Source organism: Micromonospora sp. BL1 (genome assembly GCF_003667485.1).
GTDB classification, from domain to species: domain Bacteria; phylum Actinomycetota; class Actinomycetes; order Mycobacteriales; family Micromonosporaceae; genus Micromonospora; species Micromonospora tulbaghiae.
Genome location: NZ_RCVK01000218.1, coordinates 1 through 17,542, shown reverse-complemented (window position 1 = coordinate 17,542; position 17,542 = coordinate 1). Strand labels below are relative to the sequence as shown.

The following is a 17,542-nucleotide window of genomic DNA, read 5'->3' as shown; positions in this document are numbered from 1 at the left end:
GCTCAAGCGGCCAGCGGCCGGACGTCCCACAACCACACCCCGCCGGTACGCCTCGGCGTGATCCCGCTCAGCTCGGTCATCGCCCGGCGCAGCGCCTCGGCCTGCGGCAGCCGGGAGTCGAGGATCACCGCGCCGGCCCGCCAGTAGCGCAGGTCGTCCACGGCGGCCACCCGGTCCTGCGGGGTGATCGGCGGGACCGCGTCGGTGCGCCGTACCGTCTCGAAGAACGTGCTGGTGGGGCGCGGCGGCGCGGTGAAGAGGGCGATCCGGTCCCCGCCGGGGCGGGTGTCCGGATAGAGGAAGTAGCCGCGGGCCAGCGGCATGTCCAGCCGGGTCTCGGCGGACCAGCGCAGCGGGACCGCGTACGTGGTGTCGGGCAGCGGCAGCGTGACGATGCTCCGCCCGTCGGCGACGTAGGGACGCCAGGCGCCGGAGGTGACGAACGCCGGAGTCGGGTCGAGGCGCTTCGCGGGCAGGGGGGTGGGCAGGATCGGCACCAGCGCCATGGCGAGCACGGTGACCGTGGCGAACCGGATCCGGTCGCGCGCGTCCGGGTGCCGCCCGGCGAGCCGCCGGGCCCGGTCGGCGCCGAACGCGAGCAGCACGCCGATGATCGGGGTGAGCGCGAGCGACCAGCGGGTGGGCACCACCGAGTGCAGGACCGGCAGGTTCTCCAGCGCGGCCCAGGGACCGGGGATGCCGGTGTCCCGCCCGTCGTAGCGGATCTCCCGGCCGAGCGAGAAGAGCGCGAACACGAGCCCGACCGCCGCGAGCCCGAGCACCACGGCGTTGCGGCGCAGCCACCAGACCAGCGCGACCACCAGGATCACCAGCGGCCAGCCGAAGAACGCGTTCTCCTCGGTGGCGTTCTTGACGAGCGGTTCGCTGCCCCGGGCGTCGCCCGCGAGCGACTCGCGCGACCAGGCCACGTACGCGGCGAGGTCGGTGGAGTAGCCCCGGATCAGCGTGGAGAGCCCGCTGTACGCGCCCGGGCCGAAGAACTGGACCCAGAGCGGGTACGCGAGCAGCGCGCCGGCGACCACAGCGGCCACCCCGAGCCCGGCGGCGAACGGGCGGGCCGCCGACCGCAGGGCGGGCCGCCCGAGCGCCAGCGCGAGCACCACCACGCCCAGCCCGATGGCGGTCATCAGCAGGATCTCCAGGTTGAGGAACGCCTGCCAGACGATCACCAGGCCGAGCAGGACGCCGTTGCGCAGCCAGCGGCCGGGTTCGGCCAGGCGCAGCGTCCGCCAGATGATCAGCGGCACCACGTACTGGCTGACGATGTTGGGGTGCGAGTTGGCGTGCGAGATCATCGCGGGCGCGAACGCGCAGAACGCCGCGCCGAGCCAGGCCGGGCCACGGGCGCCGATGACCACCCGGGAGAGAAGGAAATACCAGGACGCTCCGGTCGCGGCGAGCCCGAGCGTGAGGAAGAGCAGGAATGACCAGCGGGGACCGGCCCAGAGCGTTATCGGGGTCAGCGGTATGGATACGGATAATACGGACGTATTCGCCATAAGATTGACGACGTCCGGCACATTCATCCGGTCCGAGGTGAACGGATAGGCGAAATCGGTGACGACCCGCGCACCGTGCGCCATCATCCATTCGAACTGCGCCTGATCGGTACGATTGTCGCGGACTCCATTGCGCGGATCGGCCCAGAGCCGGGCGGTCACCCAGAACGCGAGCAGCACGAAGCTGAGCACGGCGAGCGCGTCGATCCGCCTACCCTGCCCCGATTTCGCCGCGCTTGCGTCGCTTTCCGGAGTAGTCATGACATTTCAGAGCGTAGTCAGGGTATGACGGGCACGTGCAATGTTCCGGGGAATCACGTACTATGTGTCGAGTTCGCCGACCGCCGAGCGGGCACCCCTCCGGATCACAATTCGGCCCCCCTCCGTCCCCCGATTTCCCCATCAGCCATCCAGATGGTTGACTCTGACGGTCCAGGCGCGGGTCAGTCATATCGTGAGGAATCGACGCATGGCAGAAATCACTGGGGATCAGCGCGTCCAGTCCGAGGTGCTCGAAGGCCTGGCGACCGCTGTCAACCACCGGCAGTGGTTCGTCGAGCTGGCGGTGCCCTACCTCGGTGACAACCCGATCGAGATCGGCAGTGGCCTGGGCGACTACGCCTCCGCCTGGGCCGCCCACGCACCCCGGATCACCGCCACCGAGGCCGACCCGGACCGGCTGATCCAGCTCAAGGAGCGGCTGTCCGACCACCCGGGCGTCGAGGTCCGGCAGATGCTCCTCCCGCACCACGAGCGCGGCGACTACAGCGCGGCCGTCTCCTACAACGTGCTGGAGCACATCGACGACCACGTCGGCGCGCTGCGCAGCATGCGTGACCTGGTCCGCCCCGGCGGCGCCGTGGTCATCATCGTGCCGGCGTTCCAGTTCGCCATGAGCCCCGCCGACATCGCCACCGGCCACGTCCGCCGCTACACCAAGAAGACGCTCGCCGCGGCGATGACCGAGGCGGGCCTCACCGTCGAGCGGATCCACTACGCCAACGCGCTCGGCCTGATCGGCTACTTCATGGCCACCAAGGTCTTCCGGCTGATGCCGAAGGAGGGCCCGATGGTCAAGGTCTACGACACCCTCGTCCTGCCCGTCACCAAGGCCGCCGAGCAGCGCGTCCGGCCGCCGTTCGGCCAGTCCGTCTTCGCTGTCGCCCGCGTACCGGCCTGAGGGCCGGGGGCCGCGACGGCCCCCGGCCGCCGGTCACTCCTTGATCTGGTACGTCGGGCGGATGACCGCCCGGGCCAGGGTGTGGAACGCCAGGTTGAAGCCGACGAAGGCCGGGCTGGCCCCGGCGGGGATGTCGAGGCGGTCCACGTCCACCGCGTGCACCGCGAACACGTACCGGTGCGGGCGGTCCCCGGCCGGCGGCGCCGCGCCCCCGTAGCCGGTGTCGCCGTAGTCGTTGCGGACGCTGAACGCGCCGCCGAGGTCGGCCTCACGCACGCCGGTGGGCAGCTCGGTGACGGACGCGGGAACGTTCACCAGCACCCAGTGCCAGAAGCCGCTGCCGGTCGGGGCGTCCGGGTCGAAGCAGGTGACCACGAAGCTCCTGGTCTCGGCCGGGAAGCCCGACCAGGACAGCTGCGGTGAGACGTTCCCGCCGCCGGTGCTGCCGTGCGCGTACCGCGCGTCCATCGGCTCGCCGTTGTGCACGTCGTCGCTGGTCAGGTCGAACGACGGCACCGTCGGCAGCAGCTCGTACGGGTCCGGGGCGATCGGTCGTTCCAGGGTCATCGAAACGGTCCTTCCGGGTACGCGAATGTCCTGCGCCCCTTCATACCCCGTTGTCCGCGCCGGCGTGCTGCCGCCGCACCATCTCGTTGATCCAGACCGGCGCGTACGGGGACGTGCAGCCCGGTGGCGTCGGATAGTCCTTGAGCACGCCGAGCCGCTCGCCGATCCCGATCGCGCGCTCCCGGTACGCCGGGTGCTCGATCCCGATCTGCGCGAGGCAGTGGTTCATCGCCCACTGGAGGCGCTCCGGCGCGTCCGCCATCTCCGCCTCGACCACGTCGAGCAGGGCGGCCAGGTCCAGCCCGTCCGGGTTCCGCGCCACCCGCTCGGTGGTGAGCGCCCAGCCGGCGCTCGCCACCACCGGATCCCTGTCGGCCGACCAGGCCAGGCGCAGCGGCTCCGCGTGCGGGCTCTTCTTCACCACGTAGTTGACGAGCCAGTCGTGCACCTTCGGCGTGCGCGCCTCGCGCAGCATGGCGTCCAGCTCGTCCCGCCCGTAGGCCTTCGGCCGGCAGATCAGCAGCGCCAGCAGCCGGGCCGCGCTGTCCCCGGTCGCCCACAGCTCGCGGGCCAGCTCCTGCTGCGTCTTCAGCCGCTTCGCGATCGCCCGCAGCTTGCCGAGGTTGACCCCGTGGTCGTCGCCGTGCCGTTCGTTGACCGCGCGGATCTTCGGGTCGTCGAGCGCGGCCAGCTCGGCCGTCACCCCGGCCGCAGTCCTCGTCTCCGCCATCCCGGCCTCCCGTCGTCGCCGCGTCACGCAGCCTACGACCGGCCCGAGGCTCCCGCTGTTCCGCCACCCCGCCGTTCCTCACTCGGCCGCCCTGCCGTGCCGTGCAGGCGCCACATCACGGCATCCCAGATCCGTCGCGCTGGTCGCGATGCCGGGCTGACGCTCGGATCGATGCTCGGCGCCCCGGGAGAAGAACGTCTCCTGTTAAGGCTTATGCCTCTCGGTCATATTTATGCCTGAGAGGCATAAGCCGTCGAGGTAATGACTTCCTCTGCAGCCGACACGCCCGACGGGCCCCACACTCCGCTACCGCTGGCCGAGGTGAGCGGCGGAACGCGGCCCCCACGCACGCCCCACAAGCCGGCTACTTCCGCGCTGGGGCATGGGTTGAGCTGCGTGAAGGGTGCTCGACTACTGGCGGAGGGTGTGGGATTCGAACCCACGAAGACATCGCTGCCTTACCGGTTTTCAAGACCAGCGCCATCGGCCACTAGGCGAACCCTCCCGGCACGCCCCCGAGGGGTGCGCGACCGGGACCAGTCTGCCACGAACCCCGTACCGGGCAAGCCGCCGTCCCACCCTCGCTGCGAGAACGTGTGCGCGTGGGAGAGCCCAGCGGTGGTGCTGATCAGCGGAATCATGGCCGCCGGCAAGTCCACAGTGGCCGAAGGGCCGGCGCGGCGGCCGTCCCAGGCGGTGCGCCTGCGCGGCGACGGGCGGATCGGGTAAGACTGAGTCATGCGCGCGATCACGATCACGGAACCCGGCGGACCCGAGGCGCTCGTCTGGGCCCACGTGCCCGATCCCGAGCCCGGCCCCGGTGAGGTGGTCGTCGAGGTGCGGGCCAGCGCGGTGAACCGGGCCGACCTGTTGCAGCGGCAGGGGCACTACCCGCCGCCGCCGGGCGCGTCCGCGTACCCCGGTCTGGAGTGTTCGGGGACGGTGCGTGCGCTCGGTCCCGGCGTGACCGGCTGGTCGGTGGGCCAGGAGGTCTGCGCGCTGCTGGCCGGCGGCGGCTACGCCGAGCAGGTCGCCGTGCCGGCCGGGCAGTTGCTGCCGGTGCCGGCCGGGGTGGATCTGGTCGACGCGGCGGCGCTGCCGGAGGTGGCCTGCACGGTCTGGTCGAACGTGGTGGACCTGGCCCGCCTGGCCGAGGGGGACACGCTGCTGGTGCACGGCGGCGGCAGCGGGATCGGCACGTTCGCGATCCAGCTCGGCGTGGCGCTCGGCGCGACGGTGGTGGTGACTGCCCGCTCGGCCAAGCACGAGCGGCTGCGCGAGCTGGGCGCCGCGCACACGATCGACTACCGCGAGCAGGACTTCGTCGACGAGGTACGCCGGGTCACCGACGGCCGGGGCGCGGACGTGATCCTCGACATCATGGGCGCGTCCTACCTGGCCCGGAACGTGGCCGCGCTGGCGACCGGCGGGCGGCTCGTGGTGATCGGCATGCAGGGCGGCCGCAAGGGCGAACTCGACCTGGGGATGCTGCTGGCGAAGCGGGCCGCGGTGCACGCGACAGCGTTGCGGTCCCGCCCGGTGGACGACAAGGCGGCGATCGTCCGGGGCGTACGCGAGCAGGTGTGGCCCCTGGTGGAGGCGGGCCGGGTCCGGCCGGTGGTGCACGCCCGGGTGGACATGGCCGACGCCGCCGCCGCGCACCGCGTGGTCGAGACCAACGACCACCTGGGCAAGGTGCTGCTGGTCCGGTGAGGGTCAGCCCTGGCCGGGGCGCGGGAGCATGAGGCGCGGGCCGGGGCCCTCGGCGGCGAGCGAGTCCTCCGGGTTGTAGAGCGTGCAGCGCTGCAACGACAGGCAGCCGCAGCCGATGCAGCCGTCCAGGTCGTCGCGGAGCTTGCCGAGCAGCCGGATGCGTTCGTCCAGCCGGTCCCGCCAGGCGCGGGACAGCGCGGCCCAGTCGTCGGGCGTGGGGGTACGCCCCGACGGCAGCGAGTCGAGCGCCTCGCGGATCTCCTCCAGCGAGACACCGACCTGCTGGGAGATCCGGATGAAGGCGACCCGGCGCAGCTCGGTGCGGGCGTAGCGGCGCTGGTTCCCGCCGGTGCGGGCGGCGTGGATCAGGCCGAGCCGCTCGTAGTAGCGCAGCGCCGAGGGGGCGACGCCACTGCGGTCGGCGAGCTGCCCGATGGTCAGTGTTGCTTCGTGCATCACACGGCCTTGAGTTGAAGTTCGCTTCAAGTCCGAGGCTATCGGTATGACGACGACCACCGCCACCGACCTGGGCGCGCTCCTGGACCGGGTGCGCGCCGGCCGCGAGTTCGGCGCCAACGTGTACTCGACGCTCGACGTGCTCCAGGTGCTCTACGACCGGGTGCTCCGGATCACCCCGGCCACCGTGGCCGACCCGGACCGGGACCGCTTCCTGCTCTCCAAGGGCCACGCGGTCGCCGGGTACTACGCACTGCTCGCCGCCCGCGGCTTCCTGCCCGCCGAGTGGCTGGACGACCAGGGCGGCCCGGCGAGCCGGCTCGGCGACCACCCGGACCGCACGCTGGTGCCGGGCGTGGAGATCGGTTCCGGTTCGCTCGGCCACGGGCTCGGGCTGGGCGTGGGCACCGCGCTCGGGCTGCGGGCCCAGGGCCGCACCGGACCCCGGGTGTACGTGCTGCTCGGCGACGCCGAACTGGACGAGGGCTCCAACCACGAGGCGATCGCGTACGCGGGCGCGACCGGGCTGGGCAACCTGACCGCGATCGTGCTGGACAACCGGTCGGCCACGTACGGCTGGCCGGGCGGCGCGGCGAGCCGGTTCACGGTGAACGGGTGGAGCGCCGCCACTGTCGACGGGCGCGACCACGACGCCCTGCACGCCGCCCTCACCGGGCACGACGATCACCGGCCGCACGTCGTCGTCGCGGTCGTCACGGACGGGGAGGGACGATGAGCAGCACCATGCGGGACGCGTTCGTCACCAGCACCGAGGAGGTGCTCGCCGATCCGCGTACGACAGTCGTGCTCGCCGACATCTCCGCCGCCGCGTTCGAGCCGGCCGCCGCCCGGTACCCGGACCGGGTGATCAACGTGGGCATCCGGGAGCAGTTGATGATCGGGGTGGCCGGAGGGCTGGCGCTGACCGGGCAGCGGCCGATCGTGCACAGCTACGCCCCGTTCCTGGTCGAGCGGGCGTACGAGCAGATCAAGCTGGACCTCGACCACCAGGACGCCGGCGCGGTGCTCGTCGGCATCGGCGGCTCGTACGACCGGGCGTCGGCCGGACGCACCCACCTCGGGCCGGCGGACGTGGCGCTGCTGGACACACTGGACGGCTGGACCGTGCACGTGCCGGGGCACCCGGACGAGGTCCGGCCGCTGCTGCGCGACGTCGTGTGCGGGCAGGACCCGGCGTACCTGCGGTTGTCGATCCGGAGCAACACCGCCGCGTACCCGCAGGCGGGCGACCTGCATGTGGTCCGGGACGCCGGGCCGGGCGCGCCGCTGCTGGTCGCGGTCGGCCCGGTGCTGGACGCGGCGGTGGCGGCGACGGCCGACCGGCCGGTCACAGTGGCCTACACCCACCGGCCGCGACCGTTCGACACGGCCGGGCTGCGGGCGCTCGCCGGGACCGAGGTGATCCTGGTCGAGCCGTACCTGGCGGGCACCTCGGCGCGGATGGTGTCGGAGGCGCTGGCCGACCGGCCGCACCGGCTGCTGGCGCTCGGGGTGGGCCGCAAGGACCTGCGCCGCTACGGCAGCGCCGAGGACCACGAACGCTGGCACGGCCTGGACGCCGCCGGTCTGCGCCGCTCGGTCGACGCGTTCCTCACCTGAGCGTCCCGGACACGACGGAACCCCGCGGCCTCGGCTGGTGCCGGGATCGCGGGGTCCAGTCGGTACGGGCTCAGTGCGCGGCGGCGGGGTTGGCCGGGCGGCGGCGGGCGCGCTCGCGGGCCAGGATCCAGATCGCCTCGACGCCGTCCTTCCAGGTGATCTTCTTGCCCTCCTCGCGGCCCCGCGCGCGGTAGCTGATCGGCACCTCGTACGGGCGGATGCGGCGGCGCAGCAGCTTGCCGGTGACCTCGGCCTCCATGCCGAAGCCACGGGAGCGGACCTGCAGCGAGCGGTACAGCTCCAGCGGCATCAGCTTGAAGCAGGTCTCCAGGTCGCCGATGTAGGAGTTGTAGAGCACGTTCGCGGCGAGCGTGACGCCCTTGTTGCCCATCACGTACCAGAAGCTGTACGAGCTGTGGCTGCCGAAGGTCCGGTTGCCGTAGACGACTGTGGCCCGGCCGTCGAGCACCGGCTCCAGCAGGCGCGGGATGTCCTGCGGGTCGTACTCCAGGTCGGCGTCGAGGATGACCATGTACTCGCCCTCGGCGCTGTCGACAGCCGTCTTGATGGCCGCGCCCTTACCGGCGTTGCGCTGGTGGGTGATCACCCGCAGGCGGGCGTCGTCCACGCGGCCGAGGATCTCACCGGTGCCGTCCCGGCTGCCGTCGTCCACGACGACGAGCTCGATCTCGCAGGGGTAGTCGACCGCCAATGCCTGCTTGAGGGCATCCGCGATTCGTTCTTCCTCGTTGTAGACCGGCATGAGGATCGAGAGCTTCACGGAATCTCCACGGAGGCGATGGCAGGTCGGGGCATAGCGTAGCCTGGCACATTGCTCAGGTCACGACAGCCCAGGCACCCTATTCCTGACGAAGTGGTACCACGACGAGCCGGGCCACGCTGCGGTCGCCGTCCTTCGCGCCGGCCACCCCGACCGTCGTACCGATCTTGATGTCGGTCGATCGGATCGTGGTCCGCCGCTCGACGACCCGCAGCTTCTCACCGAACGTCCACGTCACAGTGAAACCGTCGGTGGACCTCACAGTCATCGACCTGTCGTCGATCGCGGTCACCTCGCCGCGCTGGACCGCGACGGTCTTCGTACCGCCGTCCCTGGTCTTGACCACCGCCTCGCCGTGCAGCGTGTTGCGCCGCAGCAGCACCCGGGCCCGGTGACGCCGTTGTCCCTCCTTCGCCCGCTCGCCCTTGCCGTCCGGCCCGGCCTGCGGCGTACCGGAGGGCGCCGGCGCGGCGACCGGATCCACGTCCAGTTCCCCGGCGTCGACGCCGAGCGCGGCCAGCGCCTGGCCGTCCGCACCCAGGGCGGCGCTCACCTCGACCCCGTCGTCCGGCGCCGCGCCGGACCGGGTCGCGCCGCACCCGGCGAGCGCGAGCGACGCGGCGGCGAGCAGTGCGGTGGCGCCGGTGACGATTCGCTGACGTCTCATCTGTGGTCCTCTTCCTGTCCTCACGGTGACGAGCCGAGCGTTCCGCACCGACGCGAGGGAACGGTCAAGCCGATGTTCGAGCCGGGTAAGGATCCGCCGGCACCCGGACGGTGAAGGCGGCTCCGCCCTCCGGGGCGTGCCCGGCGGCGATGTCCCCGCCGAGCCGGCGGACCAGCCCGGCGGCGAGCGCCAGGCCCAGCCCGCTGCCCACCTTGCGCACCCCCCGGTACCGCTCGTGCAGCGCGCCCCGCTCGAACGCCACCCGCAGGTCGTCATCGGTGAAGCCGGGTCCGCCGTCCCGGACCTCCAGCACCCCGCCGCCCGCCGGGCCGCCGGCCCGGACCGCGAGCACCACCGGCGCCCCCGGCGGTACGACGCGCAACGCGTTCTCCAGCAGCCCGTCCAGGACCTGCCGGATCCGGCCCGGATCGGTGTACGCCGGCACCGGCGCACCCGGCGTCTCCAGCCGGAACGGCACCCCGAGCGCCGCGCACCGGCCGGACCAGCTGCGCTCCGCGTCGGCGGCCAGCCCGGTCAGGTCGACCGGCACCGGTTCCAGGGGGAAGTCGACCGCCTCCAGCCGGGCCAGCGCCAGCAGGTCGCGGACCAGCCGGTCCAGGTGTTCGGCCTCGGCGAGCACGGTCCGGCCGGTCGCCGGCACCGCGTCGGCCTCGATCACGCCGTCGGCCAGCGCCTCGGCGTAGCCGCGGATCGCGGTGAGCGGGGTCCGCAGCTCGTGCGAGACGGAGAGCAGAAACTCGCGCTGCCGTCCCTCGCTCGTGGCGAGCGCGGCGGCCAGGCCGTTGAGCGCGTGCGCCAGGTCGGCCACCTCGTCGGGCGGCTCGACCGGCACCCGGACCGCCCGGTCCCCGGCACGCAGCCGGGCGGCGGCGGTGGCGGCGGTACGGATCGGCCGGGCCAGCCGGCGGGCGAGCAGCAGTCCGGCGGCCGCCCCGGCGGCGAGTCCGGCGAGCAGCGGCAGCCAGAGTCCGCGCAGCACCTGCCGCCAGGGCGCGGCGCTACGGGCTCGGGTCAGCACCACCCCGTCCCCGCCGGGCAGCGACCGCGCCTCGACCAGCCGGCGTTGCCCCTCGACCAGTCGCCGGCCGGAGACGTTCTCGCCGCCGGCCACCCGCGTCACCAGCGGCCGGGGCAGGCCCGGCCGGTCGGCCCGGCCGTCCCGGATCACGTACACGTCGATCTGCTGCTGGCGCAGTTGCCGGATGAGCCGGTCCCCGGCGCCGTCGCGCTGGCGTACCGGCCGCACCCGGAGCACGTCGGCGGCGAGCCGGGCCTGGGCGGCGAGCGCCTCCTGGTCCCGGCGCTCCGCGCCGCGTACCGCCAGGGGCACCGCGACCAGCGCGGTGACGAGCACCGACACCAGCGCCACCGCGCAGGTGGCGAGCACGGCGCGGGCGGTGAGTGTCCGCCCGGGCCGGCGCGGCATCGGTCCGGTCGGCCGGTCAGGCATCGGCGGCGTACCCGACGCCACGATGGGTGCGGATCACACTGTCCGGGCCGAGCTTGGCCCGCACCTGCGCCACGTGCACGTCGACGGTCCGGGTGCCGGCGTGCGCCGCGTACCCCCACACGCCCGCCAGCAGCTCCTCCCGGGTGAACACCCGGCCGGGCCGGGCCATCAGGTGGGCGAGCAGGTCGAACTCGGTGGAGGTGAGCTGCACCGGCGTGCCGCCGGCGGTCACCGTCCGGCGGGCCGGGTCGAGTGTGACGGCGCCGAGCGTGCGGGGCTGCTCGGCGGGCGTGCCGGCGGTGCGGCGCAGCACCGCCCGGAGCCGGGCGAGCAGCTCGCGCGGGCTGAACGGCTTGGTGACGTAGTCGTCGGCACCGAGTTCCAGGCCGACGACACGGTCCACCTCGTCGTCGCGGGCGGTGAGGAAGATGACCGGCGTCCAGTCGCCGGCCGCGCGCAGCCGGCGGCAGATCTCGGTGCCGGCCAGGCCGGGCAGCGCGATGTCGAGCACGCAGGCCACCGGGCGCAGCCGCCGCGCGGCGGCCAGGCCGGCCTCGCCGTCACGTTCCAGGTGTACGCCGAACCCGTCCCGGGTCAGGTAGAGCCGGACCAGGTCGGCGATGGCCGGCTCGTCCTCCACCACGAGGACGAGCCCGGGCGGGGCGGCGGTGGTCACCGGCTCATGATGACCGACCGCCGACCGCCGAGCCGGTCAGGAAATGTTCGGATCAGGTAAGGAGGACGTCAGCGGGCCGGGGCTGGCCGCAGCACCGTCGGGCGGACGGCCGCCGGCGACTCCCCGATGGTCGCCACCACCCGCTCGGCGGGCGTACGCAGGCGGGTCCGGAAGGCGTGGTTGAGCAGCGCGTCGAGCTGCCACACCTGCTTCGGGTGGTGGGTACGCAGGACGAAGCGCTCGCGCACCCCGTCGATCGCGGTCGCCGCCAGCACCACGCTGTGCGCGCGGGGATCGGGGCTCCACGTCACGTTGCTCAGCTCGCGCAGTTCGGTGTTGAGGTGCAGGCGCAGCCGGTGCAGCACCCGGGTCTGCCGGGTGACCACCAGCCGCCGGTGGGTGAGGAGCATCAGGTAGTCGCCGCCCACCGGGTCGTCCGGGCGGCTGCACCGGGTGACCAGGATGGTCGCGTCGCCGGAGCCGACGCACCGGCGGAACACCGGCATGTGCCGGGTGACGGTCTGGGTCGCCAGGCCGGTCTCGGCGGCGGCCGGAAGGAACGTTCGCGAGAACACGTCCATGCCCGGTCCAACGAGCCGATGACCAGGGGTGATATGGGTCACGCCCGATTTCTGGAACTTCCACACGTGCAAGTCGCACCAGCGGTGCGACACCGGCTGCCGGTCGGGTCAGAGCAGCTCGACGATCGTGGCGTTGGCCATGCCGCCACCCTCGCACATGGTCTGGAGGCCGTAGCGGATGCCGTTGTCCCGCATGTGCTGGAGCATCGTGGTCATGATCCGCGCGCCGGACCCGCCGAGCGGGTGACCGAGCGCGATCGCCCCGCCCCGGGGGTTGAGCCGCTCCGGGTCCGCCTCGGTCTCGGCCAGCCACGCCAGCGGCACCGGGGCGAACGCCTCGTTCACCTCGTACACCCCGATCTCCTCGATGCCCAGCCCCGCGCGACGCAGCGCCTTCGCGGTGGCCGGGATCGGCGCGGTGAGCATGGTGACCGGGTCGTCGGCGGCGACCACCGCGGTGTGCACCCGGGCCAGCGGGCGCAGGCCGTGCCGGCTGGCCCACTCGGCGGTGGTGACCGCGAGCGCGGCGGCGCCGTCGGAGATCTGCGACGCGGACCCGGCGGTGACCACGCCGTCGGCGCGGAACGGGGTGGCCAGCTCGCCGAGCTTGGCCAGCGAGGTGTCGCGGCGGATGCCCTCGTCGGCGGAGAACTTGCCGCCGTCGGCGAGCGCCACGGGCGCCAGCTCGGCCTCGAACGCGCCCGCGTCCTGCGCGGCGGCCGCCTTCTCGTGGCTGGCCAGCGCGAACTCGTCGAGCTGGGTACGCGAGAAGCGCCACCGCTGCGCGATCAGCTCGGCCCCGACGCCCTGGTTGAACGGCAGTGGCGAGTCTTCCGCGACGCCCTCGACGCCGCGGTAGCGCTCCAGGATCGCCGCGCTGAACGGCATGCCACCGGCGACGCTGGAACCCATCGGCACCCGGGTCATCGACTCGACGCCACCGGCCACGACCAGGTCGGCCTGGCCGGAGAGGACCGTCGCGGCGGCGAAGTGCAGCGCCTGCTGGCTCGACCCGCACTGGCGGTCGAGCGTGGTGCCGGGGACCGACTCCGGCCAGCCGGCGGCGAGCACGGCGTTGCGGGCCACGTTCCAGGACTGCTCGCCGACCTGCGACACGCAGCCCCATACCACGTCGTCGACCTGGCCCGGGTCGATGCCGGTGCGCTCGGCGAGCGCGCGCAGCACGTGTGCCGAGAGGTCGACCGGGTGCACTCCGGCGAGGCTGCCCTTGCGCCGCCCGACCGGGGTCCGTACCGCGCCGACGATGACCGCGTCACTCATGTCTACTCCCCGGTAACCTCGCTTGCCCCGATCCTACGTGCTGACCGGACCGGTCGTCCTCCCCCGGCGTTCGGCAGGTGCGGCTGGCATGCTGGGCGGATGGATCCACAGTCGCCGCCGGTCCGGCAGTGGCGGGTGCCGCGGGAGGTGCCGGTGATCAAGGCGGTCGGCGCGCTCGCGCTCGTCGCCCTGGGGCTGGTCTTCGCAGGCGGGGACCCGGTCCGTCCGGCGCTCGCCGGACTGGCCGCCGCCGGTCTGCTCGGCTGGGCGCTGCGCGACGTGGTCGCGCCGGTCCGCCTCGCCGTCGACCCGGACGGGCTCACCGTGCTGCGGGGGTTCGCCGGGCGGCACCGGCTGCCCTGGGACGCGGTGGAGGCGATCCGCCTCGATCGGCGCAGCCGGCGCGGGATCACCGCCGAGACGCTGGAGATCGACGCCGGGGAGTCGCTGCACCTGTTCGGCCGCCGCGACCTGGACGCACCGCTGGACGAGGTGGCCGCGGCGCTGACCGAGGCCCGCCCCGCGCGCTGAGGCTCAGCCGAGCAGGGCGGCGGTCCGGACGAGCGTCAGACCGATCAGCGCGACCAGCACGATGGCGCAGCCCGCCACCTGGAACACGGTCCGCCGTGACCGAGGGGCGTACGCCAGGACCAGCGCCACCAGCGCGCCGGCGACCAGGCCGCCGAGGTGCCCGGCCACCGAGATGCTCGGCACGGTGAACGTGAAGATCAGGTTGATCACCAGGATCGGCACGATCGCCGAGGTGTCCCGGCCGAGCCGCCGCATGATCACGAAGACGGCGGCGAACAGGCCGAAGACGGCGGTCGAGGCGCCGGCCGTGAACCGGTTCGGCTCGGTGAAGACGTACGCGGCGACGTTGCCGCCGAGCCCGGCGAGCAGGTAGAGCGCCAGGAAGCGCAGCGGCCCGAGCACCGCCTCCAGCGTCCGGCCGAGCACCCACAGCGCCCACATGTTCAGCAGCAGGTGCAGCACGCCGTAGTGCAGGAACATGGCGGTGACGAGCCGGTACCACTCGCCGTCGGCCACCCCGCCGACGTGCCCGTCGGGGAAGCGTGCCAGGCCGAGCACCGCCCCCCACTCGGTGAGTGGTGTGCCGTTGCCCATCAGGCCGCCCAGGCCACCGCCGGCCACGGCGGTCCCGCTGCGCGCCGAGAGGATGGACAGCAGCATCATCGCCACGTTCAGCGCGATCAGCGCCTTCGTGACGTTGCCCTGGCGGCCGGCGGCACCGCCACCGAAGGCGGTACGCGCCGGCCGCACGCTGCGGCGGCCCTCGGCGACGCACTCCGGGCACTGGTGGCCGACGGAGGCGTCCCGCATGCACTCGGTGCAGATCGGCCGATCGCATCGACTGCACCGGATGTAGGTCTCCCGGCCGGGGTGCCGGTAGCAGACCGGGGTGGTCGGCACCGGACCCCCGGTGGCGTCGCCTGGCTGGCCGGAGCGCTCAGTCATGCGAGCAAAGGTACCCGCGTGCCGCTCAGGACTGCTTGTGCTCGATCTCGACCCGCTCGATCACCACGTCCTGGATCGGCCGGTCGCTCGGACCGGTCGGGGTGTTGGCGATCGAGTCGACCACCTTCACCGACTGCTCGTCGGCCACCTGACCGAAGATGGTGTGCCGGTTGTTCAGGTGTGGCGTGGGCGACACAGTGATGAAGAACTGCGAGCCGTTCGTGCCCGGCCCGGCGTTCGCCATCGCCAGCAGGTACGGCCGGTCGAAGCGCAGCTCCGGGTGGAACTCGTCGGCGAACTTGTAGCCCGGGCCACCGCGGCCGGTGCCGGTCGGGTCGCCCATCTGAATCATGAAACCGCTGATCACGCGGTGCGAGACGGTGCCGTCGTAGTACGGCCCGTTGCCCGGCTGACCGGTACGCGGGTCGATGTACTCCCGGGTGCCCTCGGCCAGCTCCACGAAGTTGCGGACGGTCTTCGGCGCGTGGTTCGGGAAGAGCTCCAGCCGGATCGGGCCGGCGTTGGTGTGCAAGGTGGCGTAGACAGCCTCGGCCACGGGTACTCCTCACTCGTAGTTCAGTTCCTTGCGGATCCTCCCATGTGCCCGATCTGGCCATGCGGAGGCATTCGAAGGTGGAGGATGACGAAGGAACAACTCCCAGGAGGTGGGACCGTGTTTGGAATCGGGCGGCGAAAGACCCAGGGCCAGCTCGCCAAGGTCGAGCTGAACCAGGGCATCGGTCACCTGAGGCAGGCCGCCACGCACGCGGCGAAGGGTGCCGGCGCCACTGTCGGCCCGCGGGTCCGGGCAGCCCGGGTCGCCGTCGCGCCGACCGCGGTCCTGGTCCGGGACCGCGCCTCCAGCGGGTTCGCGTCGACCGCCGCGGCGCTCGCGCCGGTGCTGCTGGCCGTGCGCAACGCCCGGGTCGAGGCCGCCGGCAAGGCGTCGAGCGGCCGCAAGGTGATGGCCGCGAAGCAGTCCGCGATGACGAAGAAGGCGAAGAACATGAAGGCCGGAAAGAAGAAGCAGCGCAGGTCGCGGGGCATGACCGCGGGCCTGCTGGTGGCCGGCACCGTCGCCGGCCTGGCCGGTGCGATGGCCGTGCGCCGCCGCCGCGAGCAGCAGGAGTGGGCCGAGTACGACCCGACCGGCACGCTCGGCGCGACGGGCACGCTCGGCGCGACCGGTGGCGACAAGCTGGAGCCGATGCGGGAGGACGTGGACACGATCGTGGTGGAGACCCCGGACGCGAGCGCGAAGGTGACGCAGGCCGGCCCGACCGGCGCCGGTTCCTCGGCCGTGGCCAAGGGCAGCAGCGCGTCGACCGCCGCCGCCGGCAGCCAGCCGGTGATCCACCCGAACGACCAGGTCCCCTCCGTCGCCGAGGGCGCCCGGGACGTCTCCGGCCGTCCGGCCGACGACATCACCAAGGCCGTGCAGGCCGGCAAGAACGCCGCGAAGGCCGGCGGTCGCCGCTGACCTCGCACCGTCGGATCAGCGCCGGCACGCGGGACACCCCGCGTGGCCGGCGCTTCCGCGTGTACGGGGCGGCCGGTCCGTCGGCGACCCGCCGTGGCGCGGTGGTCACAGCCAGCCGTTGCGGCGGAACAGACGGTAGAGCGTGAAGGACGCCGCGAGCATCAGCGCCCAGACGCCCGGATAGCCGTACGTCCACTTCAGCTCGGGCATGTTGTCGAAGTTCATGCCGTAGATGCCGGCGATCGCCGTCCACACCGCACCGATCGCGGCCCAGGCGGCGATCTTGCGCATGTCGTTGTTCTGGTCGACGGTGACCTGGGCCAGCCGGGCCTGGAGGATCGAGTTGAGCAGGTCGTCGTAGGAGTTCACCTGCTCGACCGTGCGGCTGAGGTGGTCCTGCACGTCGCGGAAGTAGCGCCGCACCTCCTGCGGGACCGCGCGGTTGACCTGCGAGGTGAGCGTCATCAGCGGGCGCTGCAACGGCGCCACCGCCCGCTTGAACTCGACCAGCTCCCGCTTCATCTGGTAGATCCGCTGGATCCGGCCGCTGCTCTGCCGGTCGAAGACGTCCGCCTCCAGCACGTCGAGGTCGTCCTCCAGCCGGTCGGCCACCTCCAGGTAGAGGTCCACCACGCGGTCGGTGATCGCGTACGCGACCGCCCAGGGGCCGTGCCGCAGCAGGTCCCGCTTCGCCTCCAGGTCGGCGCGCACCGGCGCCAGCCGGCAGGCGTCACCGTGCCGGACGCTGATCACGAAGTGCGGCCCGATGAAGAGCATTACCTGGCCGGTCTCCACCACCTCGGAGTTCTCGGTCAGCTCGGCGTGCTCGCAGTAGCGGGCCGTGCGCAGCACCAGGAAGACGATCTCGCCGAAGTGCTCCAGCTTCGGGCGCTGCTGGGCCTTGACCGCGTCCTCCACGGCGAGTTCGTGCAGGCCGAACGTGGCGGCGATCTCGGTCATCTCGGCCAGGTCCGGCTCGTGCAGGCCCAGCCAGACGAAGCCGTCCTGCTCCTGCCGGGCGGCGGCCAGGGCCTCGGCGTACTGGGGGTGGCCGGGGCGGCGCTCGCCGTCGACGTACAGCCCGCAGTCGACGATCCCGCTGCGCTCCGGGCCGGCCGGCTGGGTAGTACGCGGGGAGCCGTCGGCGTTGAGGATGCGGGACATCGCGCGTACCGGGGCCGACCAGGCGCGGGGGCGCAGAGCCCGGCTGCCGTCGGTACCGGCGGTTCGGTCGCGTGCCACCCGGTCCGTCATCTCTCGCCCCCTTCCCCTAGAGCTGCGGCTTGCAGGTTACGCCGACCGGCGGGAAGCGCAGCGCGGGCGCGGGTGCGGGGTACTGGTGG

At 73.0% G+C, this 17,542-nt stretch carries 19 protein-coding genes and 1 tRNA gene; 6 read left to right on the top strand and 14 right to left on the bottom strand.

Features of this window, described 5'->3' with window-relative positions:
• Positions 1-2 precede the first annotated feature (2 nt).
• Positions 3-1,781, bottom strand: a complete 1,779-nt coding sequence (locus EAD96_RS12445; RefSeq protein ID WP_121684360.1) for a hypothetical protein — start codon at positions 1,779-1,781, stop codon at positions 3-5.
• A gap of 208 nt (positions 1,782-1,989) precedes the next feature.
• Here EAD96_RS12445 and EAD96_RS12440 point away from each other — a divergent pair, with 208 nt between their 5' ends.
• Positions 1,990-2,700: a bifunctional 2-polyprenyl-6-hydroxyphenol methylase/3-demethylubiquinol 3-O-methyltransferase UbiG gene (locus EAD96_RS12440; RefSeq protein WP_120572621.1), complete on the top strand. Its 711-nt coding sequence runs from the start codon at positions 1,990-1,992 to the stop codon at positions 2,698-2,700.
• Positions 2,701-2,733: 33 nt separating this feature from the next.
• Here EAD96_RS12440 and EAD96_RS12435 read toward each other — a convergent pair whose 3' ends face one another.
• The 3 genes from EAD96_RS12435 to EAD96_RS12425 form a co-directional block, all read right to left on the bottom strand.
• Positions 2,734-3,267 carry a YbhB/YbcL family Raf kinase inhibitor-like protein gene (locus tag EAD96_RS12435; RefSeq protein ID WP_121684359.1) on the bottom strand — a complete coding sequence of 178 codons (534 nt, stop codon included), beginning with the start codon at positions 3,265-3,267 and terminating at the stop codon, positions 2,734-2,736.
• 40 nt (positions 3,268-3,307) lie between these two features.
• Entirely contained in the window at positions 3,308-3,997 is a 690-nt protein-coding gene (locus tag EAD96_RS12430) for a DNA alkylation repair protein (RefSeq protein ID WP_121684358.1), read from the bottom strand.
• Between the two features lie 415 nt (positions 3,998-4,412).
• Positions 4,413-4,502 (bottom strand) — tRNA-Ser (locus tag EAD96_RS12425).
• 233 nt (positions 4,503-4,735) lie between these two features.
• Between EAD96_RS12425 and EAD96_RS12420 the strand changes: the two genes are divergently transcribed.
• Positions 4,736-5,710, top strand: coding sequence for an NAD(P)H-quinone oxidoreductase (locus EAD96_RS12420; RefSeq protein ID WP_121684357.1), 975 nt, complete (start codon positions 4,736-4,738; stop codon positions 5,708-5,710).
• A 3-nt stretch (positions 5,711-5,713) separates the two neighbouring features.
• Here EAD96_RS12420 and soxR read toward each other — a convergent pair whose 3' ends face one another.
• A complete protein-coding gene (soxR, locus tag EAD96_RS12415; RefSeq protein ID WP_120572617.1) occupies positions 5,714-6,166 on the bottom strand; it encodes a redox-sensitive transcriptional activator SoxR in 453 nt (150 codons plus the stop codon).
• Positions 6,167-6,212: 46 nt separating this feature from the next.
• Here soxR and EAD96_RS12410 point away from each other — a divergent pair, with 46 nt between their 5' ends.
• Together EAD96_RS12410 and EAD96_RS12405 are read left to right on the top strand one after the other, a co-directional pair.
• Positions 6,213-6,902 carry a transketolase gene (locus EAD96_RS12410; RefSeq protein WP_121684356.1) on the top strand — a complete coding sequence of 230 codons (690 nt, stop codon included), beginning with the start codon at positions 6,213-6,215 and terminating at the stop codon, positions 6,900-6,902.
• An 8-nt stretch (positions 6,903-6,910) separates the two neighbouring features.
• Complete coding sequence (locus EAD96_RS12405; protein ID WP_199733153.1) at positions 6,911-7,786, top strand: transketolase family protein; 876 nt, start codon at positions 6,911-6,913, stop codon at positions 7,784-7,786.
• Between the two features lie 70 nt (positions 7,787-7,856).
• On the opposite strand, the gene EAD96_RS12400 is transcribed toward EAD96_RS12405, so the two are convergent.
• The 6 genes from EAD96_RS12400 to EAD96_RS12375 form a co-directional block, all read right to left on the bottom strand.
• Positions 7,857-8,567, bottom strand: a complete 711-nt coding sequence (locus EAD96_RS12400) for a glycosyltransferase family 2 protein (RefSeq protein WP_120572614.1) — start codon at positions 8,565-8,567, stop codon at positions 7,857-7,859.
• 79 nt (positions 8,568-8,646) lie between these two features.
• The gene (locus tag EAD96_RS12395) at positions 8,647-9,234 is read right to left on the bottom strand and encodes a hypothetical protein (RefSeq protein WP_121684354.1); all 588 of its coding nucleotides are present in this window, start codon (positions 9,232-9,234) and stop codon (positions 8,647-8,649) included.
• A 64-nt stretch (positions 9,235-9,298) separates the two neighbouring features.
• On the bottom strand, positions 9,299-10,705 hold the full coding sequence (locus EAD96_RS12390) for a sensor histidine kinase KdpD (RefSeq protein ID WP_120574086.1): 1,407 nt from the start codon (positions 10,703-10,705) through the stop codon (positions 9,299-9,301).
• On the bottom strand, positions 10,698-11,381 hold the full coding sequence (locus tag EAD96_RS12385; RefSeq protein ID WP_121684353.1) for a response regulator transcription factor: 684 nt from the start codon (positions 11,379-11,381) through the stop codon (positions 10,698-10,700). Before EAD96_RS12385 ends, EAD96_RS12390 begins: the two co-directional genes overlap by 8 nt.
• A 68-nt stretch (positions 11,382-11,449) precedes the next feature.
• A complete protein-coding gene (locus EAD96_RS12380) occupies positions 11,450-11,962 on the bottom strand; it encodes a hypothetical protein (RefSeq protein WP_120572611.1) in 513 nt (170 codons plus the stop codon).
• A 108-nt stretch (positions 11,963-12,070) separates the two neighbouring features.
• Positions 12,071-13,243: an acetyl-CoA C-acyltransferase gene (locus EAD96_RS12375; RefSeq protein ID WP_013289257.1), complete on the bottom strand. Its 1,173-nt coding sequence runs from the start codon at positions 13,241-13,243 to the stop codon at positions 12,071-12,073.
• Between the two features lie 99 nt (positions 13,244-13,342).
• On the opposite strand from EAD96_RS12375, the gene EAD96_RS12370 reads away from it, so the two are divergent.
• The gene (locus EAD96_RS12370) at positions 13,343-13,774 is read left to right on the top strand and encodes a PH domain-containing protein (protein ID WP_199733152.1); all 432 of its coding nucleotides are present in this window, start codon (positions 13,343-13,345) and stop codon (positions 13,772-13,774) included.
• 3 nt (positions 13,775-13,777) lie between these two features.
• Here the strand turns inward: EAD96_RS12370 and EAD96_RS12365 are convergent, their stop codons facing one another.
• Positions 13,778-14,719 (bottom strand): rhomboid family intramembrane serine protease, encoded by a 942-nt coding sequence (locus EAD96_RS12365; protein ID WP_199733151.1) that lies wholly within the window; start codon positions 14,717-14,719, stop codon positions 13,778-13,780.
• A 25-nt stretch (positions 14,720-14,744) separates the two neighbouring features.
• Positions 14,745-15,275: a peptidylprolyl isomerase gene (locus EAD96_RS12360; RefSeq protein ID WP_121684352.1), complete on the bottom strand. Its 531-nt coding sequence runs from the start codon at positions 15,273-15,275 to the stop codon at positions 14,745-14,747.
• Positions 15,276-15,359: 84 nt separating this feature from the next.
• On the opposite strand from EAD96_RS12360, the gene EAD96_RS12355 reads away from it, so the two are divergent.
• The gene (locus tag EAD96_RS12355; RefSeq protein ID WP_121684351.1) at positions 15,360-16,199 is read left to right on the top strand and encodes a hypothetical protein; all 840 of its coding nucleotides are present in this window, start codon (positions 15,360-15,362) and stop codon (positions 16,197-16,199) included.
• A gap of 105 nt (positions 16,200-16,304) precedes the next feature.
• Here EAD96_RS12355 and corA read toward each other — a convergent pair whose 3' ends face one another.
• The gene (gene corA, locus EAD96_RS12350; RefSeq protein ID WP_121684350.1) at positions 16,305-17,453 is read right to left on the bottom strand and encodes a magnesium/cobalt transporter CorA; all 1,149 of its coding nucleotides are present in this window, start codon (positions 17,451-17,453) and stop codon (positions 16,305-16,307) included.
• Positions 17,454-17,542 lie beyond the last annotated feature (89 nt).

Excerpts from the sequence above, each read along its gene's own strand:
- corA (WP_121684350.1), bottom strand. The coding sequence starts at position 17,453 with ATGACGGACCGGGTGGCACGCGACCGAACCGCCGGTACCGACGGCAGC.
- EAD96_RS12355 (WP_121684351.1), top strand. The coding sequence starts at position 15,360 with ATGACGAAGGAACAACTCCCAGGAGGTGGGACCGTGTTTGGAATCGGG.
- EAD96_RS12380 (WP_120572611.1), bottom strand. The coding sequence starts at position 11,962 with ATGGACGTGTTCTCGCGAACGTTCCTTCCGGCCGCCGCCGAGACCGGC.
- EAD96_RS12420 (WP_121684357.1), top strand. The coding sequence starts at position 4,736 with ATGCGCGCGATCACGATCACGGAACCCGGCGGACCCGAGGCGCTCGTC.
- EAD96_RS12435 (WP_121684359.1), bottom strand. The coding sequence starts at position 3,267 with ATGACCCTGGAACGACCGATCGCCCCGGACCCGTACGAGCTGCTGCCG.
- soxR (WP_120572617.1), bottom strand. The coding sequence starts at position 6,166 with ATGCACGAAGCAACACTGACCATCGGGCAGCTCGCCGACCGCAGTGGC.
- EAD96_RS12375 (WP_013289257.1), bottom strand. The coding sequence starts at position 13,243 with ATGAGTGACGCGGTCATCGTCGGCGCGGTACGGACCCCGGTCGGGCGG.
- EAD96_RS12365 (WP_199733151.1), bottom strand. The coding sequence starts at position 14,719 with ATGACTGAGCGCTCCGGCCAGCCAGGCGACGCCACCGGGGGTCCGGTG.
- EAD96_RS12440 (WP_120572621.1), top strand. The coding sequence starts at position 1,990 with ATGGCAGAAATCACTGGGGATCAGCGCGTCCAGTCCGAGGTGCTCGAA.
- EAD96_RS12390 (WP_120574086.1), bottom strand. The coding sequence starts at position 10,705 with ATGCCTGACCGGCCGACCGGACCGATGCCGCGCCGGCCCGGGCGGACA.
- EAD96_RS12445 (WP_121684360.1), bottom strand. The coding sequence starts at position 1,781 with ATGACTACTCCGGAAAGCGACGCAAGCGCGGCGAAATCGGGGCAGGGT.
- EAD96_RS12370 (WP_199733152.1), top strand. The coding sequence starts at position 13,343 with ATGGATCCACAGTCGCCGCCGGTCCGGCAGTGGCGGGTGCCGCGGGAG.
- EAD96_RS12395 (WP_121684354.1), bottom strand. The coding sequence starts at position 9,234 with ATGAGACGTCAGCGAATCGTCACCGGCGCCACCGCACTGCTCGCCGCC.
- EAD96_RS12430 (WP_121684358.1), bottom strand. The coding sequence starts at position 3,997 with ATGGCGGAGACGAGGACTGCGGCCGGGGTGACGGCCGAGCTGGCCGCG.
- EAD96_RS12405 (WP_199733153.1), top strand. The coding sequence starts at position 6,911 with ATGCGGGACGCGTTCGTCACCAGCACCGAGGAGGTGCTCGCCGATCCG.
- EAD96_RS12410 (WP_121684356.1), top strand. The coding sequence starts at position 6,213 with ATGACGACGACCACCGCCACCGACCTGGGCGCGCTCCTGGACCGGGTG.